The 16,734-nt window shown below is 67.5% G+C and carries 29 protein-coding genes; 28 read left to right on the top strand and 1 reads right to left on the bottom strand.

The genetic code is table 11. The features are described 5' to 3' along the window. The first annotated feature begins 7 nt into the window (after positions 1-7). Together A4R44_RS21695 and A4R44_RS21700 are read left to right on the top strand one after the other, a co-directional pair. A complete protein-coding gene (locus A4R44_RS21695) occupies positions 8-241 on the top strand; it encodes a hypothetical protein (protein ID WP_067583659.1) in 234 nt (77 codons plus the stop codon). Between the two features lie 64 nt (positions 242-305). Then, positions 306-791, top strand: coding sequence for an MmpS family transport accessory protein (locus tag A4R44_RS21700; RefSeq protein ID WP_067583662.1), 486 nt, complete (start codon positions 306-308; stop codon positions 789-791). On the opposite strand, the gene A4R44_RS21705 is transcribed toward A4R44_RS21700, so the two are convergent. Next, positions 784-1,272, bottom strand: a complete 489-nt coding sequence (locus A4R44_RS21705) for a GNAT family N-acetyltransferase (protein ID WP_067584062.1) — start codon at positions 1,270-1,272, stop codon at positions 784-786. The two genes, A4R44_RS21700 and A4R44_RS21705, sit on opposite strands and share 8 nt — an antisense overlap. A 74-nt stretch (positions 1,273-1,346) precedes the next feature. Here A4R44_RS21705 and A4R44_RS47400 point away from each other — a divergent pair, with 74 nt between their 5' ends. The 26 genes from A4R44_RS47400 (at position 1,347) to rplO (ending at position 16,627) form a co-directional block, all read left to right on the top strand. Continuing rightward, entirely contained in the window at positions 1,347-1,499 is a 153-nt protein-coding gene (locus tag A4R44_RS47400) for a hypothetical protein (protein ID WP_107648869.1), read from the top strand. A gap of 632 nt (positions 1,500-2,131) precedes the next feature. Then, positions 2,132-2,506: a 30S ribosomal protein S12 gene (gene rpsL, locus A4R44_RS21710; RefSeq protein WP_003102113.1), complete on the top strand. Its 375-nt coding sequence runs from the start codon at positions 2,132-2,134 to the stop codon at positions 2,504-2,506. Then, positions 2,506-2,976 (top strand): 30S ribosomal protein S7, encoded by a 471-nt coding sequence (rpsG, locus tag A4R44_RS21715; RefSeq protein ID WP_007031033.1) that lies wholly within the window; start codon positions 2,506-2,508, stop codon positions 2,974-2,976. Before rpsL ends, rpsG begins: the two co-directional genes overlap by 1 nt. 75 nt (positions 2,977-3,051) lie before the next feature. After that, positions 3,052-5,151, top strand: coding sequence for an elongation factor G (gene fusA / locus A4R44_RS21720; RefSeq protein WP_067583665.1), 2,100 nt, complete (start codon positions 3,052-3,054; stop codon positions 5,149-5,151). 127 nt (positions 5,152-5,278) lie between these two features. Beyond that, positions 5,279-6,481: an elongation factor Tu gene (tuf, locus tag A4R44_RS21725; protein WP_067583668.1), complete on the top strand. Its 1,203-nt coding sequence runs from the start codon at positions 5,279-5,281 to the stop codon at positions 6,479-6,481. A gap of 416 nt (positions 6,482-6,897) precedes the next feature. Next, a complete protein-coding gene (rpsJ, locus tag A4R44_RS21730; protein ID WP_003102098.1) occupies positions 6,898-7,203 on the top strand; it encodes a 30S ribosomal protein S10 in 306 nt (101 codons plus the stop codon). Positions 7,204-7,233: 30 nt separating this feature from the next. Continuing rightward, the gene (rplC, locus tag A4R44_RS21735; RefSeq protein ID WP_067583671.1) at positions 7,234-7,884 is read left to right on the top strand and encodes a 50S ribosomal protein L3; all 651 of its coding nucleotides are present in this window, start codon (positions 7,234-7,236) and stop codon (positions 7,882-7,884) included. 2 nt (positions 7,885-7,886) lie between these two features. Further along, positions 7,887-8,576 carry a 50S ribosomal protein L4 gene (gene rplD / locus A4R44_RS21740; protein WP_067583674.1) on the top strand — a complete coding sequence of 230 codons (690 nt, stop codon included), beginning with the start codon at positions 7,887-7,889 and terminating at the stop codon, positions 8,574-8,576. After that, a complete protein-coding gene (rplW, locus tag A4R44_RS21745) occupies positions 8,573-8,884 on the top strand; it encodes a 50S ribosomal protein L23 (RefSeq protein ID WP_009072304.1) in 312 nt (103 codons plus the stop codon). The genes rplD and rplW overlap by 4 nt, the downstream gene beginning before the upstream one ends. Positions 8,885-8,899: 15 nt before the next feature. Beyond that, positions 8,900-9,742 (top strand): 50S ribosomal protein L2, encoded by an 843-nt coding sequence (rplB, locus tag A4R44_RS21750; RefSeq protein WP_067583677.1) that lies wholly within the window; start codon positions 8,900-8,902, stop codon positions 9,740-9,742. 18 nt (positions 9,743-9,760) lie between these two features. Beyond that, entirely contained in the window at positions 9,761-10,042 is a 282-nt protein-coding gene (gene rpsS, locus A4R44_RS21755) for a 30S ribosomal protein S19 (RefSeq protein WP_003102083.1), read from the top strand. A 28-nt stretch (positions 10,043-10,070) separates the two neighbouring features. Further along, the gene (gene rplV / locus A4R44_RS21760; RefSeq protein ID WP_067583679.1) at positions 10,071-10,484 is read left to right on the top strand and encodes a 50S ribosomal protein L22; all 414 of its coding nucleotides are present in this window, start codon (positions 10,071-10,073) and stop codon (positions 10,482-10,484) included. Further along, the gene (rpsC, locus tag A4R44_RS21765; RefSeq protein WP_067583682.1) at positions 10,484-11,329 is read left to right on the top strand and encodes a 30S ribosomal protein S3; all 846 of its coding nucleotides are present in this window, start codon (positions 10,484-10,486) and stop codon (positions 11,327-11,329) included. Before rplV ends, rpsC begins: the two co-directional genes overlap by 1 nt. A 3-nt stretch (positions 11,330-11,332) precedes the next feature. Next, positions 11,333-11,749 carry a 50S ribosomal protein L16 gene (gene rplP / locus A4R44_RS21770; RefSeq protein WP_009072313.1) on the top strand — a complete coding sequence of 139 codons (417 nt, stop codon included), beginning with the start codon at positions 11,333-11,335 and terminating at the stop codon, positions 11,747-11,749. Then, positions 11,749-11,994: a 50S ribosomal protein L29 gene (gene rpmC / locus A4R44_RS21775; protein ID WP_009072314.1), complete on the top strand. Its 246-nt coding sequence runs from the start codon at positions 11,749-11,751 to the stop codon at positions 11,992-11,994. Before rplP ends, rpmC begins: the two co-directional genes overlap by 1 nt. Further along, positions 11,991-12,269 carry a 30S ribosomal protein S17 gene (gene rpsQ, locus A4R44_RS21780; protein WP_067583685.1) on the top strand — a complete coding sequence of 93 codons (279 nt, stop codon included), beginning with the start codon at positions 11,991-11,993 and terminating at the stop codon, positions 12,267-12,269. Before rpmC ends, rpsQ begins: the two co-directional genes overlap by 4 nt. Positions 12,270-12,344: 75 nt before the next feature. Next, positions 12,345-12,713 (top strand): 50S ribosomal protein L14, encoded by a 369-nt coding sequence (gene rplN / locus A4R44_RS21785; protein WP_004558867.1) that lies wholly within the window; start codon positions 12,345-12,347, stop codon positions 12,711-12,713. A 64-nt stretch (positions 12,714-12,777) separates the two neighbouring features. Further along, positions 12,778-13,092: a 50S ribosomal protein L24 gene (gene rplX / locus A4R44_RS21790; protein WP_009072317.1), complete on the top strand. Its 315-nt coding sequence runs from the start codon at positions 12,778-12,780 to the stop codon at positions 13,090-13,092. Between the two features lies 1 nt (position 13,093). After that, positions 13,094-13,657, top strand: a complete 564-nt coding sequence (rplE, locus tag A4R44_RS21795) for a 50S ribosomal protein L5 (protein WP_067583688.1) — start codon at positions 13,094-13,096, stop codon at positions 13,655-13,657. 1 nt (position 13,658) lies between these two features. Beyond that, positions 13,659-13,844, top strand: coding sequence for a type Z 30S ribosomal protein S14 (locus A4R44_RS21800; RefSeq protein ID WP_009072321.1), 186 nt, complete (start codon positions 13,659-13,661; stop codon positions 13,842-13,844). Between the two features lie 106 nt (positions 13,845-13,950). Beyond that, complete coding sequence (gene rpsH, locus A4R44_RS21805) at positions 13,951-14,349, top strand: 30S ribosomal protein S8 (protein ID WP_020662789.1); 399 nt, start codon at positions 13,951-13,953, stop codon at positions 14,347-14,349. 16 nt (positions 14,350-14,365) lie between these two features. Beyond that, positions 14,366-14,905 (top strand): 50S ribosomal protein L6, encoded by a 540-nt coding sequence (gene rplF / locus A4R44_RS21810; protein ID WP_067583690.1) that lies wholly within the window; start codon positions 14,366-14,368, stop codon positions 14,903-14,905. Further along, entirely contained in the window at positions 14,905-15,318 is a 414-nt protein-coding gene (gene rplR, locus A4R44_RS21815) for a 50S ribosomal protein L18 (protein WP_067583692.1), read from the top strand. The genes rplF and rplR overlap by 1 nt, the downstream gene beginning before the upstream one ends. A gap of 31 nt (positions 15,319-15,349) precedes the next feature. Then, positions 15,350-15,997 carry a 30S ribosomal protein S5 gene (rpsE, locus tag A4R44_RS21820; RefSeq protein ID WP_067583695.1) on the top strand — a complete coding sequence of 216 codons (648 nt, stop codon included), beginning with the start codon at positions 15,350-15,352 and terminating at the stop codon, positions 15,995-15,997. Position 15,998: 1 nt separating this feature from the next. Further along, positions 15,999-16,184: a 50S ribosomal protein L30 gene (gene rpmD / locus A4R44_RS21825; RefSeq protein WP_004558875.1), complete on the top strand. Its 186-nt coding sequence runs from the start codon at positions 15,999-16,001 to the stop codon at positions 16,182-16,184. Beyond that, entirely contained in the window at positions 16,181-16,627 is a 447-nt protein-coding gene (gene rplO / locus A4R44_RS21830) for a 50S ribosomal protein L15 (protein WP_009072329.1), read from the top strand. The genes rpmD and rplO overlap by 4 nt, the downstream gene beginning before the upstream one ends. The last annotated feature ends 107 nt before the right edge of the window (positions 16,628-16,734 follow it).

Raw genomic sequence — 16,734 nt, forward strand, 5'->3', positions numbered from 1 at the left:
GAAAGTCATGAAGAAGACAGTCGTCCGCGCCGTCGCCGCTGCCGCGCTCGCCGGAGCCGCGGTACTCGGTGCCGCCGCTCCCGCGCTGGCCGCCACGCAGGACCAGCCCGGTGTCACCGTCGTCGACGAACCGGACACGTCGAATCTGAACAACATCTGGACGTTCGCGCCGCTGGGCGTGCCCGTGCTGGGCCTGATCCAGTCGCTCAACGGCGTCCCCGGCCGGATCCTGCCCGGCTGACCCGGCTCCGCCGGTGGTTCCCCTCGTCCCCGGGAACCACCGGCGGCCCTCGGAAAGAAGGAACATGGACAGACAGCTGATCGGCCGGCTCGCGATCGCCGGGATCGCAGTGGCCGCCGTTGCCGCGGCAGTAGTGATCCTCGGCGACGACCCCGCGCCCACCCCGGTCGCGGTCTCCGCGCCGACGGCCGCCGTGCCGCAGCGCGCCCCGGATCGCACAGTCACCCGCACCCTGGCCCCGACGACGTCCACCGCGCCGGTCGCGCCCGCTCCGTCCAGCTGGCAGATCACCTACGAACTCGCCGGCTCCGGCACCGCCACCGTGGTTTACGACGACAACGGCCTCGGCCTGGTGCACCAGGAACTGTCCGTGCCCCTGCCCTGGCGCAAGACCCTGACCTGGCCGAAGACCGCCGTCGCGCCGACCGTGCAGCTGATGGGCCAGTCAGGCGGCCCGGTCGAATGCCGGATCTCGGTGAACGGCGTGCTGGCACGGTCCGTGAAAGCCGCCGACGGCGAGGTCGCCAGCTGCGCGGGACGGCTCAGCTGAGGTCTTTCGAGAACCAGTGCTCGGCGTACTGGTCGTCGTTGAACGCCTCGACCTCCGCGTAGCCCATCGACGCATATAGGGCGCGGGCTTCGACCAGGTCATCCCGCGTATCGAGCCGCATCCGGACCGAGCCCAGCCGCTTCGCCACCGCTTCGGCCGCCGCGACGATCAGCTTGCCGCCGCCGTGCCCGCGATGCTCCGGGCGCACGTACACCTTGGTCAGCGCGCTCAGCCCCGGCTCGACCATCCGGACCCCGGCGCAACCGGCCGGTTTCCCGTCCCGGCAGGCCAGAACGAACGCGCCGTCCGGCGCGACGAGGCCGTCGCTCGGCTCGTCGGCCAGCGCCTCGTCCACCTCGGTGCCGGTGGCCGGACGGCCGTAGTACCGCGACGCCAGCTCGTCCATGTACTCGCGCAGGATCCCCGCCGCGGCGGGGTGTTCGGCCGGGAATTCGCTGATCTTCCAGTCCACGTCCCTCATCTTGGGGAGTCCGTCCACCGATTTCCCCGGCAGGTACCGTGCAGACCGGCAGGGGAACCGAACGAGGAGGCGACATGGACGGCAGCGAGAACGTCGCCCAGCCGGGGGACAAGAAGACCGGCGGCAGCCATGCCGCGCCGGAGGGGGCTGGAGTGCACCCGCTGATCGATCTGTCGCGCGACCCCAACCCGGGCAAGCCCGACCACGCGAAGCCGGACGAGGACTGAACCCCGGCCCGGCCCGGCGGGTGCACACCGCCGGACCGGGTTTCGCGGTTCCGCCCCGGTGAGGTGATTGTCACCCCGGGGACGAGGTCCATTGTGGAACAGCCGGCAGCTCTTCTCCTTGCCGCCGAAGAGTTTCTCTCGCGCTTTTCACGCGGCCGCGAGCCCCGCCGGTGCGAACGCAGGTCCGCGGGGGCGGAGAAGCGGGTCCATCTGGTGGTCGCCGCGTCCCGGCAGGCGAACCGAGTGTGCTCTGACCGCGGGAACCCCTCCGGGAATAGCGTCCCGGAGCCCCGTGTTCTGCATGACGGGAAGTCCCGCGCGGCACCGTCCCAGTGCCCCGATCTGGGGTTACGATGACCGGTCGGCGACCGTAGCGACCCCCGCCCGGACCGCTCCGCGAGTGGACGGGTATCTTTGGAGACCGTGCCCGGCAGGCGTCGGGCCGCTCCGCGTGCCGTTGGGCATGAGCGGGGTGCTTTTGCACCCGGTTCACCGGCCTCGCCACGTGGGGTTCCGACGGAAAATCCCTCCGGGAAGTTACCGGTCGCGAGACCGTGACGCGGGCCGACACGCCCGACCGCGGGGACCGGTGAAGACACGAAGAAGCAAGATCACGACAGGAAGCTGGTCCATTGCCCACGATCCAGCAGCTGGTCCGCAAGGGCCGCCAGGACAAGGCTGCCAAGCAGAAGACCGCGGCCCTCAAGGGGAGCCCGCAGCGTCGTGGCGTGTGCACTCGCGTGTACACCACGACCCCGAAGAAGCCGAACTCGGCCCTGCGCAAGGTTGCTCGTGTGAAGCTGACCAGCGGTATCGAGGTCACCGCGTACATCCCGGGCGAAGGCCACAACCTCCAGGAGCACTCCATGGTGCTCGTGCGCGGTGGCCGGGTTAAGGACCTGCCGGGTGTTCGCTACAAGATCATCCGCGGTTCGCTCGACACCCAGGGTGTGAAGAACCGTAAGCAGGCGCGCAGCCGGTACGGCGCGAAGAAGGAGAAGAGCTAATGCCTCGCAAGGGTCCGGCGCCGAAGCGGCCGCTGATCTCCGACCCCGTCTATGCCTCCCCGCTGGTCACCCAGCTGGTGAACAAGGTGCTGAAGGACGGCAAGCGGTCCCTGGCCGAGCGCATTGTCTACGGCGCTCTCGAAGGCGCTCGCGAGAAGACGGGCACCGACCCGGTCGTCACGCTGAAGCGCGCGCTCGACAACGTGAAGCCCACCATCGAGGTGAAGAGCCGCCGCGTCGGTGGTGCCACCTACCAGGTGCCGATCGAGGTCAAGCCCGGCCGCTCCACCACGCTGGCGCTGCGCTGGCTGGTCTCCTTCTCGCAGGCCCGCCGCGAGAAGACGATGATCGAGCGGCTGCAGAACGAGCTGCTGGACGCGAGCAACGGCCTTGGCGCCAGCGTCAAGCGTCGCGAAGACACGCACAAGATGGCCGAGTCCAACAAGGCCTTCGCGCACTACCGCTGGTAAGTAGTCCGGTGCCGCCGCCCGGTCCTTCGGGTCGAGCCATGCCGGGCCCCACGTTCGAGACAGGGGAACATTCTCGTGGCACGTGAAGTGCTGACCGACCTCAACAAGGTCCGCAACATCGGCATCATGGCGCACATCGACGCCGGTAAGACCACCACCACTGAGCGGATCCTGTTCTACACCGGGATCAACTACAAGCTCGGCGAAGTCCACGACGGCGCCGCCACGATGGACTGGATGGAGGAGGAGCAGAAGCGGGGTATCACCATCACCTCGGCTGCGACCACCACCTTCTGGAACGACTATCAGATCAACCTGATCGACACCCCCGGGCACGTCGACTTCACCGTCGAGGTGGAGCGCAACCTGCGGGTGCTCGACGGCGCGGTCGCCGTCTTCGACGGCAAGGAAGGCGTCGAGCCGCAGTCCGAGCAGGTCTGGCGGCAGGCGGACAAGTACGACGTCCCGCGCATCTGCTTCGTCAACAAGATGGACAAGCTGGGTGCGGACTTCTACTACACCCTGAAGACCATCTCGGACCGTCTCGGCGTCCGGCCGCTGGCCATCCAGCTGCCGATCGGCGCGGAGAACGACTTCGAGGGCGTCATCGACCTGGTCCGGATGAAGGCACTGGTCTGGAAGGGCGAGGTCCAGAAGGGCGAGGACTACGCCGTCGAGGACATCCCGGCCGAGCTGGCCGACCGCGCGGCCGAGTACCGCGAGAAGCTGATCGAGGCCGTCGCCGAGACCGACGACGCGCTGATGGAGAAGTTCCTTGAGGGCGAGGAGCTGACCCAGGACGAGATCAAGGGCGGCATCCGCCACCTGGTCGTCACCCGCGAGGCGTTCCCGGTCCTGGCCGGCTCCGCGTTCAAGAACAAGGGCGTGCAGCCGATGCTGGACGCGGTCATCGACTACCTGCCGTCCCCGCTGGACGTGCCGCCGGTCGAGGGCACGCTGCCGGACGGCGAGACCCCGGTCACCCGGCACGCGACGACCGAGGAGCCGTTCTCCGCGCTCGCGTTCAAGATCGCCGCGCACCCGTTCTTCGGGAAGCTGACCTACATCCGGGTCTACTCGGGCAAGGTCGCCTCCGGTGCCCAGGTCGTCAACGCGACCAAGGAGCGCAAGGAGCGCATCGGGAAGATCTTCCAGATGCACTCCAACAAGGAGAACCCGGTCGACGAGGCCCTGGCCGGCCACATCTACGCGGTCATCGGCCTGAAGGACACCACCACCGGTGACACCCTCGCCGACGCGCAGAACCCGGTCGTCCTTGAGTCGATGACCTTCCCGGACCCGGTTATCCGGGTGGCCATCGAGCCGAAGACCAAGGCCGACCAGGAGAAGCTGTCCCTGGCGATCCAGAAGCTCGCCGAGGAGGACCCGACTTTCCAGGTCCAGCTCGACGAGGAGACCGGTCAGACGATCATCGCCGGCATGGGCGAGCTCCACCTCGAGGTGCTCGTCAACCGGATGAAGTCCGACTACAAGGTCGAGGCGAACATCGGCAAGCCGCAGGTCGCCTACCGCGAGACCATCAAGAAGACCGTGGACAAGCTCGACTACGTCCACAAGAAGCAGACCGGTGGTTCCGGCCAGTTCGCGAAGGTCATCGTGAAGCTGGAGCCGCTCGAGCGCACCGACGGTGCTCTCTACGAGTTCGACAACAAGGTCACCGGTGGCCGCGTGCCGCGGGAGTACATCCCGTCGGTCGACGCGGGCGCACAGGACGCCATGCAGTACGGCGTGCTGGCCGGCTACCCGCTCGTCGGGTTGAAGTTCACCTTGTTGGATGGCGCGTACCACGAGGTCGACTCTTCCGAAATGGCGTTCAAGATCGCCGGTTCCATGGCGATGAAGGAAGCCGCCCGGAAGGCGGGCCCGGTCATCCTCGAGCCGATGATGGCCGTCGAGGTCACGACTCCCGAGGACTACATGGGTGACGTGATCGGCGACCTCAACTCCCGCCGTGGCCAGATCCAGGCCATGGAGGAGCGCGCCGGTACCCGTGTCGTGAAGGCACTGGTCCCGCTGTCGGAGATGTTCGGCTACGTCGGCGACCTGCGGTCCCGTACCCAGGGCCGGGCGAACTACTCCATGGTGTTCGACTCCTACGCCGAGGTTCCCGCGAACGTCGCGAAGGAAATCATCGCGAAGGCGACGGGGGAGTAATCCCCTCCGCTCGCGGGCATTAAGGGACTCTCCTGAACGTCCGCAGCAACGACGAAGGAACATTCGCAGGGCGGCAGCCACGCTGCCCCGCGAGCACAAAGCAAATCCAGTCCAGGAGGACATTCCAGTGGCGAAGGCGAAGTTCGAGCGGAGCAAGCCGCACGTCAACATCGGCACCATCGGTCACGTCGACCACGGCAAGACCACGCTGACCGCGGCGATCACCAAGGTTCTGCACGACGCGTACCCGGAGCTGAACGAAGCCCGTGCGTTCGACCAGATCGACAACGCGCCGGAAGAGAAGCAGCGCGGTATCACGATCAACATCTCGCACGTCGAGTACCAGACCGAGAAGCGTCACTACGCGCACGTGGACGCCCCCGGTCACGCTGACTACATCAAGAACATGATCACCGGTGCCGCGCAGATGGACGGCGCGATCCTGGTGGTGGCGGCCACCGNGGCCACCGACGGCCCGATGCCGCAGACCCGCGAGCACGTGCTGCTGGCCCGCCAGGTCGGCGTGCCCTACATCGTCGTGGCGCTGAACAAGGCCGACATGGTCGACGACGAGGAAATCCTCGAGCTCGTCGAGCTGGAGGTCCGCGAGCTGCTGTCCTCGCAGGAGTTCCCGGGCGACGACGCGCCGGTCGTGCGCGTCTCCGGCCTCAAGGCCCTTGAGGGCGACCAGAAGTGGGCCGACGCCGTGCTTGAGCTGATGCACGCCGTCGACGACAACGTGCCGGACCCGGTGCGCGAGCTCGAGAAGCCCTTCCTGATGCCGATCGAGGACGTCTTCACGATCACCGGCCGCGGCACCGTCGTGACCGGTCGCGTGGAGCGCGGCCAGGTCAACGTCAACGAAGAGGTCGAGATCGTGGGTATCCGCGAGAAGTCGACCAAGACCACCGTCACCGGTGTCGAGATGTTCCGCAAGCTGCTCGACTCGGGCCAGGCGGGCGACAACGTCGGCCTCCTGCTGCGCGGCATCAAGCGCGAGGACGTCGAGCGCGGCCAGGTCGTCGTGAAGCCGGGCACCACCACCCCGCACACCGAGTTCGAGGGCCGGGTCTACATCCTGTCCAAGGACGAGGGCGGTCGGCACACCCCGTTCTTCAACAACTACCGCCCGCAGTTCTACTTCCGCACCACGGACGTGACCGGCGTCGTGACCCTTCCCGAGGGCACCGAGATGGTCATGCCGGGCGACAACACGGACATCAGCGTCGTGCTGATCCAGCCGGTCGCCATGGACGAGGGTCTGCGCTTCGCCATCCGCGAGGGTGGCCGGACCGTCGGCGCGGGCCAGGTTACCAAGATCAACAAGTGACGTCGGCGCCCTGAATTCGGGTCACTACACCCCCGAGTTCAGGGCGTCAACTCACGTGTGCGACACTATTCAGGTTGCTCGTCCTGGGGCGGCCGAATCCTGATCGATTTTCCATCGACTGGGTTCCGGCCGCCCTGGTATGAGTGGCCACGGTCCGTGGAGCTCGTCCTTCGGGTGAGGCTAGCGGGCAAGGCCGGTAGGGACGACGCGGTGCTGGTTACAGGACTGTCGGCCCGCGGCCTCCTCACGTAGAGGAAGACCAGGCAAGACGACGATCCTTAGGGATCCGTCTGTGCGGCGGGCGCGACACGCCCGACCGCGTGGACCGGGGACAGGGCCGTTGAACTGCTGAAACCCGGGCTCCGGCCCAGGTTGACGAGACAAAGCGGCACGAGACGACAAGGAACGCAGCCACCATGGCGGGACAGAAGATCCGCATCCGGCTCAAGGCCTACGACCACGAGGCGATCGACACCTCGGCGCGCAAGATCGTGGAAACGGTCACGCGCACCGGTGCCCGTGTTGTCGGGCCGGTGCCGCTGCCTACCGAGAAGAACGTTTACTGCGTCATCCGCTCGCCGCACAAGTACAAGGACTCGCGCGAGCACTTCGAGATGCGCACGCACAAGCGTCTGATCGACATCCTCGACCCGACGCCGAAGACGGTGGACGCGCTCATGCGCATCGACCTCCCGGCGAGCGTCGACGTCAACATCCAGTAAGCGTTGGGCGAGCGGCGGAGATAAGAACTCATGTCTGACAGGCAAATGAAGGGCATCCTGGGCACCAAGCTCGGCATGACCCAGGTCTTCGACGAGCAGAACCGGGTCGTCCCGGTCACTGTCGTCAAGGCCGGTCCGAACGTGGTGACCCAGGTCCGGACCACCGACAAGGACGGCTACGTGGCCGTGCAGCTGGCGTTCGGCGCGGTCGACCCGCGCAAGGTGAACAAGCCGCGCACCGGTCACTTCGACAAGGCTGGCGTGACGCCGCGCCGGCACCTCGCCGAGCTGCGCACCACCGACGCGGACACCTACGAGGTCGGCCAGGAGATCACCGCCGAGGTGTTCGAGGCCGGGACTTCGGTCGACGTGACCGGTACCAGCAAGGGCAAGGGCTACGCGGGTGTCATGAAGCGCCACGGCTTCAAGGGCCAGGGCGCGAGCCACGGTGCGCAGGCTGTGCACCGCAAGCCGGGTTCCATCGGCGGCTGCGCCACGCCCGGCCGCGTGTTCAAGGGTCTGCGGATGGCGGGCCGGATGGGTAGCGACCGGGTCACCACGCAGGGCCTGACCGTGCACGCGGTGCGTGCCGAGGACGGCCTGCTGCTGATCAAGGGCGCGGTGCCCGGTCCCAAGGGCGGCCTGCTGTTCGTGCGCAGTGCCGCGAAGGGTGGAAACTGACGATGACGAACGTCGAGCTGAAGACTCCGGCCGGTAAAGCCGACGGCACCGTCGAGCTCCCCGGGGAGATCTTCGACGTGCAGGCCAACGTCGCGCTGATGCACCAGGTCGTGGTGGGCCAGCTGGCCGCCGCGCGCCAGGGCACGCACGACACGAAGACCCGCGGTGAGGTCTCCGGTGGCGGCAAGAAGCCGTACCGGCAGAAGGGCACCGGTCGCGCCCGCCAGGGTTCGACCCGCGCGCCGCAGTTCGCCGGCGGTGGCGTCGTGCACGGCCCCACGCCGCGCGACTACACCCAGCGCACCCCGAAGAAGATGAAGGCCGCCGCTCTGCGCGGCGCCCTCTCCGACCGGGCGCGCGCCGGCCAGCTGCACCTCGTGACGGAACTGGTTGTCGGCGAGAAGCCCTCGACCAAGACCGTCAAGACGGCGATCGCCGCGGTGACTCAGGCCAAGCGCGTTCTCGTGGTTCTGCACCGCGACGAAGAGCTCGCCTGGGTGTCCGCGCGGAACCTGCCGTACGTGCACCTGATCTGGGCTGACCAGCTCAACACCTACGACGTCCTGGTCAACGACGACGTCGTGTTCACCAAGGCCGCTTACGACGCGTTCGTCGCAGGCCCCGTCCGCGGGAAGGCCGTCAAGGCCCTCGCGCGTTCGAGCGAGGTTTCGGAAGGGAGTGACGAGAAGTGAGCTCGGTCGCCATTCCGGACCCCCGCGACATCCTGCTCGCGCCGGTGATCTCCGAGAAGTCCTACGGACTGCTCGAGGACCACAAGTACACGTTCATCGTCCGTCCGGACGCCAACAAGACCCAGATCAAGATCGCGGTCGAGAAGGTGTTCGGCGTGAAGGTCGTCAGCGTCAACACGGCCAACCGCCAGGGCAAGCGGAAGCGGACTCGTACCGGCTTCGGCAAGCGCAAGGACACCAAGCGCGCCATCGTGACTCTTTCGCCTGAGAGCAAGGCGATCGAGATCTTCGGCGGACCCACCGCGTAAAGGACTGAGCTGACAATGGGCATCCGCAAGTACAAGCCGACGACCCCGGGTCGTCGCGGTTCGAGNGGTTCGAGCGTCTCGGACTTCGCCGAGATCACCCGGTCCACGCCGGAGAAGTCGCTGCTGCGTCCGCTGAGCAAGACCGGCGGCCGCAACGCCTCGGGCAAGATCACCACCCGGCACAAGGGCGGTGGCCACAAGCGCGCCTACCGCGTGATCGACTTCCGTCGGCACGACAAGGACGGCGTGCCGGCCAAGGTCGCGCACATCGAGTACGACCCCAACCGCACCGCGCGCATCGCGCTGCTGCACTACGCCGACGGCGAGAAGCGCTACATCATCGCGCCGGAGAAGCTGAAGCAGGGCGACACGGTTGAGAACGGCCCCCGCGCCGACATCAAGCCGGGCAACAACCTGCCGCTGCGCAACATCCCGGTCGGCACCGTGATCCACGCGATCGAGCTCCGCCCCGGCGGCGGCGCGAAGATGGCCCGGTCCGCCGGCGCCCGCGTGCAGCTCGTCGCCAAGGACGGTCCCTACGCCCAGCTGCGTCTCCCCTCGGGCGAGATCCGCAACGTGGACGTGCGCAACCGCGCGACCGTCGGCGAGGTCGGCAACTCGGAGCACTCGAACATCAACTGGGGCAAGGCGGGTCGTAACCGCTGGCGCGGCAAGCGCCCGACTGTCCGTGGTGTCGTGATGAACCCGGTCGACCACCCGCACGGCGGTGGCGAGGGCAAGACCTCCGGTGGCCGTCACCCGGTGAACCCGAACGGCAAGCCCGAAGGCCGCACCCGCAAGAGCAAGCCGTCCGACAAACTGATCGTCCGCCGCCGGCGTACCGGCAAGAAGCGCTGAGCAGGGAGGTAGAAGCACATGCCACGCAGCCTTAAGAAGGGCCCGTTCGTGGACGACCACCTGCTCAAGAAGGTGGACGCTCTCAACGAATCGGGCAAGAAGACCGTGATCAAGACCTGGTCGCGGCGCTCCACGATCATCCCGGACTTCCTGGGTCACACGATCGCGGTGCACGACGGCCGCAAGCACGTCCCGGTGTTCGTCACCGAGGCGATGGTGGGTCACAAGCTGGGCGAGTTCGCCCCGACGCGGACCTTCAAGGGCCACATCAAGGACGACCGCAAGTCGCGCCGCCGCTGAGCGGGCCAGAGAAAGTTAAGGGAAGCAGATGAACGCCCAGTCAAACGCCACGGCCGCAGCCGAAGAGCTGCCTACGGCCGTCGCGCGGGCTCGTTTCGTCCGGGACGCGCCGATGAAGGTGCGCCGGGTGATCGAGCTCGTCAAGGGTCGTAGCGTCAGCGAGGCCTTGGCCGTGCTCCGGTTCGCGCCGCAGGCTGCGAGCGAGCAGCTCGCGAAGGTCATCGCCAGCGCGGCGGCCAACGCCGAGAACAACCTCCAGCTGGACCCGGAGACGCTCTGGATCAAGTCCGCGACCGCCGACGAGGGCCCGACCCTCAAGCGCATCCGTCCGCGTGCCCAGGGCCGTGCGTACCGGATCCGCAAGCGCACCAGCCACATCACCGTGGTGGTCGAGTCGCGGCCTGCGGAGAAGAAGAGCAACAAGAAGGCAGGTGGCCGGTAGTGGGCCAGAAGATCAACCCGCACGGCTTCCGCCTGGGTATCACCACCGACTGGAAGACGCGCTGGTACGCCGACAAGCAGTACGCGGAGTACGTGGCCGAGGACGTCAAGATCCGCAAGCTGCTCTCCACCGGCATGGAACGCGCCGGCATCTCCAAGGTCGAGATCGAGCGCACCCGTGACCGTGTCCGCGTCGACATCCACACCGCCCGGCCGGGCATCGTCATCGGCCGTCGCGGCGCGGAGGCCGACCGGATCCGCGGCGCGCTGGAGAAGCTGACCAAGAAGCAGGTCCAGCTGAACATCCTCGAGGTGAAGAACCCCGAGGCCGACGCGCAGCTGGTCGCCCAGGGTGTCGCGGAGCAGCTGAGCAACCGCGTGGCGTTCCGCCGCGCGATGCGCAAGGCGATCCAGACCTCCATGCGCTCGCCGCAGGTCAAGGGCATCCGCGTGCAGTGCGGCGGTCGTCTCGGCGGTGCCGAGATGTCCCGTTCCGAGCACTACCGCGACGGCCGGGTCCCGCTGCACACGCTGCGCGCTGACATCGACTACGGCTTCTTCGAGGCCAAGACGACGTTCGGCCGCATCGGCGTGAAGGTGTGGATCTACAAGGGCGAGCTGGTCGGCGGCCTGAAGGCGCGCGCCGAGCGTGACGCCGCCGCGTCGGCCGCGGACCGCGCGCCGCGCCGTGACCGCGGCGACCGGCCGTCCCGCCCGCGCCGTTCCGGCGCGTCGGGCACGACCGCGACGTCGACCGAAGCCGGTCGCGCCGCTGCCGCCGCGAAGAGCGACAACGCGACCGAAGCGGCCCCGGCCGCCGAGACCGCAGAAAAGACGGAGGGCTGAGACGTGCTCATCCCGCGCAGGGTCAAGCACCGCAAGCAGCACTCCCCGAAGCGCCACGGCGCCGCCAAGGGCGGTACCAAGGTCAACTTCGGCGAGTACGGCATCCAGGCGCTTGAGCACAGCTACGTGACGAACCGGCAGATCGAGTCCGCTCGTATCGCCATGACCCGTCACATCAAGCGTGGCGGCAAGGTGTGGACGACGATCTACCCGGACCGCCCGCTGACCAAGAAGCCGGCGGAAACCCGCATGGGTTCCGGCAAGGGTTCGCCCGAGTGGTGGATCGCCAACGTGAAGCCGGGCCGCGTGATGTTCGAGATCAGCTTCCCGAACGAGGAGACCGCCCGCGAGGCGCTCCGCCGCGCGATCCACAAGCTGCCCATGAAGTGCCGCATCGTGACCCGGGAAGGTGAGTTCTGATGGCTAACGGAGCCGCACAGGCATCCGAGCTGCGTGAGCTCACCGCCGAAGAGCTCGTGCTGCGTCTGAAGGAATACAAGGAGGAGCTGTTCAACCTCCGCTTCCAGATGGCGACCGGGCAGCTGGACAACAACCGTCGGCTGCGCACCGTCCGCACGGACATCGCGCGGATCTACACGGTCATGCGCGAGCGCGAGCTCGGGCTTTCCGTGGCTCCCGACGCCGAAAGTGAAGGTGCCGCATGAGCGAGGCTGCCACCGAGAAGACCGTCCGGAACTACCGCAAGGTCCGCGAGGGTTACGTCGTCTCGGACAAGATGGACAAGACGATCGTGGTCGAGCTTGAGGACCGCAAGAAGCACCCGCGCTACTCGAAGGTTCTCCGCAGCACCACCAAGGTCAAGGTGCACGACGAGAACAACGAGGCGGGCGTGGGCGACCGGGTCACGCTGATGGAGACCCGGCCGCTGTCGGCGACCAAGCGCTGGCGTCTGGTGCAGGTCGTGGAGAAGGCCAAGTAAGCAGGGCTCCTCGGAGTCCTTGGTTCCGCAAGGCTCGCCGGAAGGCGAGAACCAGCGCGACATACAGGAGTTGACGTGATCCAGCAGGAGTCGCGGCTTCGGGTTGCCGACAACACGGGCGCGAAGGAAATCCTTTGCATCCGCGTGCTCGGCGGATCCGGGCGGCGCTACGCCGGCATCGGCGACATCATCGTCGCCACCGTGAAGGACGCCATCCCGGCCGCCGGGGTGAAGAAGGGCGATGTCGTCAAGGCGGTCATCGTCCGCACGGTGAAGGAGCGCCGTCGTCCGGACGGTTCCTACATCCGGTTCGACGAGAACGCCGCCGTGCTCATCAAGAACGACAACGAGCCCCGGGGCACCCGCATCTTCGGCCCGGTGGGCCGCGAGCTGCGCGACCGAAAGTTCATGAAGATCATTTCGCTCGCGCCGGAGGTGCTGTGATGAAGGTGCAAGCAACACGGCGCGACACGGTCGTCGCACTTCCGAGCCGGGAGGTACGGGACTGATGAAGGTGAAGAAGGGCGACACGGTCGTCGTTATCGCCGGCAAGGACAAGGGCGCCAAGGGCAAGGTCATCCAGGCCTACCCGGACCGCGAGCGCGTTCTGGTCGAGGGTGTCAACCGGATCAAGAAGCACACCCGGATCACCCAGACCCAGCGCGGCGCGCAGTCCGGCGGCATCGTGACCCAGGAAGCGCCCATCCACGTCTCGAACGTGATGGTCGTGGACTCGGACGGCAAGCCGACCCGGGTGGGCTACCGCATCGGCGAGGACGGCAAGAAGGTCCGGGTCTCGCGCCGGAACGGCAAGGACATCTGACATGACCACCGCAGAGAAGATCGTGCCGCGTCTGAAGACCCGGTACCGCGAAGAGATCAAGGGCGAGCTCCAGAAGGAGTTCTCCATCGCCAACGTGCACCAGATTCCCGGCGTCGTGAAGATCGTCGTGAACATGGGTGTCGGGGACGCCGCCCGGGACAGCAAGCTGATCGACGGCGCGGTCCGCGACCTCGCCCTGATCACCGGGCAGAAGCCGGAGATCCGCAAGGCCCGCAAGTCCATCGCGCAGTTCAAGCTGCGCGAGGGCCAGCCGATCGGTGCGCGCGTCACGCTGCGCGGCGACCGGATGTGGGAGTTCCTCGACCGGCTGCTGACCATCGCGCTGCCCCGTATCCGCGACTTCCGCGGGCTTTCGCCCAAGCAGTTCGACGGCAACGGCAACTACACGTTCGGTCTCAACGAGCAGTCGATGTTCCACGAGATCAACCCGGACGACATCGACCGCCCCCGTGGCATGGACGTCACCGTCGTCACCACCGCCACCACCGACGACGAGGGCCGGGCGCTGCTGCGCAAGCTCGGTTTCCCGTTCAAGGAGAACTGAGATGGCCAAGAAAGCGCTGATCAGCAAGGCTTCGAAGAAGCCGAAGTTCGCGGTGCGCGCCTACACCCGGTGCAACCGGTGCGGTCGTCCGCACTCGGTGTACCGCAAGTTCGGCCTGTGCCGGATCTGCCTCCGGGAGATGGCGCACGCTGGCGAACTGCCCGGTGTTCACAAGTCCAGCTGGTAAGGCTCGAAACTCTATTCCCAGTTCGCCACAGGCCCCGCCGACCCGGCCGGAGACCGCTCCGGCCGGGCGAGGCGGGGAACCAGGCGAGAAAGGTTGACAGGTCACCATGACGATGACCGACCCGATCGCAGACTTCTTGACCCGTCTGCGCAACGCGAACTCGGCGTACCACGACGAGGTCGTGCTTCCGCACTCGAAGATCAAGGCGAACATCGCCGAGATCCTCAAGCGCGAGGGCTACATCGCGAGCTACCGCGACGAGCCGGGCGAGAAGCACAAGAACCTGGTCGTCGAGCTGAAGTACGGCCCCAACCGCGAGCGGAGCATCGCCGGCCTTCGCCGCGTCTCCAAGCCGGGTCTGCGGGTCTACGCAAAATCGACCGAACTGCCGTCCGTTCTGGGTGGCCTCGGCGTCGCGATCATCTCGACGTCCGGCGGCCTGCAGACCGACCGGCAGGCCAAGCGCAACAACGTGGGCGGCGAAGTCCTCGCCTACGTCTGGTAAGGAAGGGGGCACAGACATGTCACGCATCGGAAAGCTGCCGGTCGCCGTCCCCTCCGGGGTCGAGGTGACCATCGACGGCCAGCACGTCAAGGTCAAGGGGCCGAAGGGCACCCTGGAGCACACTGTCGCCGAGCCGATCGTCGTCGAGCGCGACGAGGACGGCGTCCTCCTGGTGAAGCGCCCGGACGACGAGCGCACGAGCCGCGCCCTGCACGGCCTCACCCGCACGCTGGTGAACAACCTCGTGGTGGGCGTGACCGAGGGCTACGAGAAGAAGCTCGAGATCCACGGCGTCGGTTACCGTGTGCAGGCCAAGGGCTCGGACCTCGAGTTCGCCCTCGGCTACAGCCACCCGGTCAAGATCGAGGCTCCGGAAGGCATCACCTTCAAGGTGGAGTCGCCGACCCGGTTCTCGGTGTCCGGCATCGACAAGCAGAAGGTCGGCCAGACCGCCGCGGTCATCCGCAAGCTGCGCCGCCCGGACCCGTACAAGGGCAAGGGCCTGCGGTACGAGGGTGAGAAGATCCGCCGCAAGGTCGGAAAGACGGGTAAGTGATGAGCGACACGACTACCACTGCGTCCTCGGCGCGCAAGCGCGGCATCGGCAAGGACATCTCGACCCGCCGCCGCGTCGCCAAGGCCCGTCGGCACTTCCGCCTCCGCAAGAAGATCAGCGGGACGCCGGTGCGTCCGCGCATGGTCGTCAAGCGGTCCTCGCGGCACATCACCGTGCAGGTGATCGACGACCTCGCCGGTCACACGCTGGCGTCGGCGTCCACCCTCGAAACCGACCTCCGGTCGTTCGAGGGCGACAAGAAGGCCAAGGCCGCGAAGGTCGGCGAACTGGTGGCTTCGCGCGCCAAGGACGCCGGCATCGAAGCCGTGGTGTTCGACCGTGGCGGCAACGCCTACCACGGCCGCATCGCCGCGCTTGCCGACGCCGCCCGTGAGGCGGGGTTGAAGTTCTGATGCACATGCTCGTGAATGGAAGGAAAGCCTGATGCCGGGACGTACACGGCAATTCGGCGGCGGCCAGGGCGGACCGGGCGGTCAGGGCGGCAACGACCGCAACGACCGCCGCGGTGGCGGCCGGGACCGGCGCGACGGCGGCCGTGGCGGGGCCGGCCAGGACAAGACCCCGCACCTTGAGAAGGTCGTGACGATCAACCGCGTCGCCAAGGTCGTCAAGGGCGGTCGTCGCTTCAGCTTCACCGCTCTGGTGGTCGTCGGCGACGGCGACGGCCAGGTCGGCGTCGGCTACGGCAAGGCCAAGGAAGTTCCCGCGGCCATCGCCAAGGGCGTCGAGGAAGCGAAGAAGAACTTCTTCCGCGTTCCGCGCGTCGCCGGCACCATTCCGCACCCGATCCAGGGTGAGGAAGCCGCCGGAGTCGTGCTGCTCCGTCCCGCCTCCGCTGGTACCGGCGTCATCGCCGGCGGCCCGGTGCGCGCGGTGCTGGAGTGCGCGGGCGTCCACGACGTGCTGTCGAAGTCGCTCGGCTCCGACAACGCCATCAACATCGTGCACGCGACCGTGGCGGCCCTGAAGGGGCTGCAGCGTCCGGAGGAGGTGGCCGCTCGCCGCGGTCTGCCGCTCGAGGACGTCGCCCCGGCCCGGATGCTGCGCCAGCGTGCCGGCCAGGGGGTCTGACATGGCTCAGCTCAAGGTCACTCAGGTCAAGAGCAAGATCGGCACGAAGCACGCTCACCGCGAGTCGCTGCGCACCCTCGGGCTGCGCAAGATCCGCCAGAGCGTCGTGCGTGAGGACACCCCCCAGGTGCGCGGCCTGATCCACACCGTCCGCCACCTGGTGGAGGTCGAGGAGGTCCAGGCATGACCGCCATCAAGATCCACCACCTTCGTCCGGCTCCTGGCGCCAAGCGCGACAAGATCCGCGTCGGCCGTGGTGAGGGTTCGAAGGGCAAGACCGCGGGTCGCGGTACGAAGGGCACCAAGGCCCGGAAGAACGTGCCCGCCGGGTTCGAGGGTGGGCAGATGCCCATCCACATGCGGCTGCCGAAGCTGCGTGGGTTCAAGAACCGGTTCCGCACCGAGTACCAGCCGGTGAACGTGGGCGACATCGCCCGGGTGTTCGCCGACGGCGGCAAGGTCGGTCCGGAAGAGCTGGCCGCGAACGGTCTCGTTCGCAAGGGCAAGCTCGTCAAGGTTCTCGGCAACGGGGACCTGAACGGGGTCAAGCTTGAGCTGACCGCGCACGCGTTCTCCGGCTCTGCCAAGGAGAAGATCGAGGCTGCTGGTGGTTCGGCCACCGTCAGCTGATCTGCTTGCGTTTGAAACGGGCCCGTCCGGCTTTCTTGCCGGGCGGGTCCGTTTGTTTTGGCTCGTCGCCTGGGGGCGACATTGGCCTGGTTGCTGGTGTGGGGCAC

Origin of the sequence: Amycolatopsis sp. M39, assembly GCF_001651785.1 — a bacterium.
In the GTDB taxonomy this organism is placed as follows: Bacteria; Actinomycetota; Actinomycetes; order Mycobacteriales; family Pseudonocardiaceae; genus Amycolatopsis; species Amycolatopsis rubida.

Excerpts from the sequence above, each read along its gene's own strand:
- A4R44_RS21695 (WP_067583659.1), top strand. The coding sequence starts at position 8 with ATGAAGAAGACAGTCGTCCGCGCCGTCGCCGCTGCCGCGCTCGCCGGA.
- rplO (WP_009072329.1), top strand. The coding sequence starts at position 16,181 with ATGACCGCCATCAAGATCCACCACCTTCGTCCGGCTCCTGGCGCCAAG.
- A4R44_RS47400 (WP_107648869.1), top strand. The coding sequence starts at position 1,347 with ATGGACGGCAGCGAGAACGTCGCCCAGCCGGGGGACAAGAAGACCGGC.
- A4R44_RS21705 (WP_067584062.1), bottom strand. The coding sequence starts at position 1,272 with ATGAGGGACGTGGACTGGAAGATCAGCGAATTCCCGGCCGAACACCCC.
- rplC (WP_067583671.1), top strand. The coding sequence starts at position 7,234 with ATGTCTGACAGGCAAATGAAGGGCATCCTGGGCACCAAGCTCGGCATG.
- rpmD (WP_004558875.1), top strand. The coding sequence starts at position 15,999 with ATGGCTCAGCTCAAGGTCACTCAGGTCAAGAGCAAGATCGGCACGAAG.
- rplV (WP_067583679.1), top strand. The coding sequence starts at position 10,071 with ATGAACGCCCAGTCAAACGCCACGGCCGCAGCCGAAGAGCTGCCTACG.
- rpsQ (WP_067583685.1), top strand. The coding sequence starts at position 11,991 with ATGAGCGAGGCTGCCACCGAGAAGACCGTCCGGAACTACCGCAAGGTC.
- rpsS (WP_003102083.1), top strand. The coding sequence starts at position 9,761 with ATGCCACGCAGCCTTAAGAAGGGCCCGTTCGTGGACGACCACCTGCTC.
- rplX (WP_009072317.1), top strand. The coding sequence starts at position 12,778 with ATGAAGGTGAAGAAGGGCGACACGGTCGTCGTTATCGCCGGCAAGGAC.
- rplF (WP_067583690.1), top strand. The coding sequence starts at position 14,366 with ATGTCACGCATCGGAAAGCTGCCGGTCGCCGTCCCCTCCGGGGTCGAG.
- rplD (WP_067583674.1), top strand. The coding sequence starts at position 7,887 with ATGACGAACGTCGAGCTGAAGACTCCGGCCGGTAAAGCCGACGGCACC.
- rpsG (WP_007031033.1), top strand. The coding sequence starts at position 2,506 with ATGCCTCGCAAGGGTCCGGCGCCGAAGCGGCCGCTGATCTCCGACCCC.
- rpmC (WP_009072314.1), top strand. The coding sequence starts at position 11,749 with ATGGCTAACGGAGCCGCACAGGCATCCGAGCTGCGTGAGCTCACCGCC.
- A4R44_RS21700 (WP_067583662.1), top strand. The coding sequence starts at position 306 with ATGGACAGACAGCTGATCGGCCGGCTCGCGATCGCCGGGATCGCAGTG.
- rplR (WP_067583692.1), top strand. The coding sequence starts at position 14,905 with ATGAGCGACACGACTACCACTGCGTCCTCGGCGCGCAAGCGCGGCATC.
- rpsE (WP_067583695.1), top strand. The coding sequence starts at position 15,350 with ATGCCGGGACGTACACGGCAATTCGGCGGCGGCCAGGGCGGACCGGGC.
- rpsJ (WP_003102098.1), top strand. The coding sequence starts at position 6,898 with ATGGCGGGACAGAAGATCCGCATCCGGCTCAAGGCCTACGACCACGAG.
- rplE (WP_067583688.1), top strand. The coding sequence starts at position 13,094 with ATGACCACCGCAGAGAAGATCGTGCCGCGTCTGAAGACCCGGTACCGC.
- rpsH (WP_020662789.1), top strand. The coding sequence starts at position 13,951 with ATGACGATGACCGACCCGATCGCAGACTTCTTGACCCGTCTGCGCAAC.
- A4R44_RS21800 (WP_009072321.1), top strand. The coding sequence starts at position 13,659 with ATGGCCAAGAAAGCGCTGATCAGCAAGGCTTCGAAGAAGCCGAAGTTC.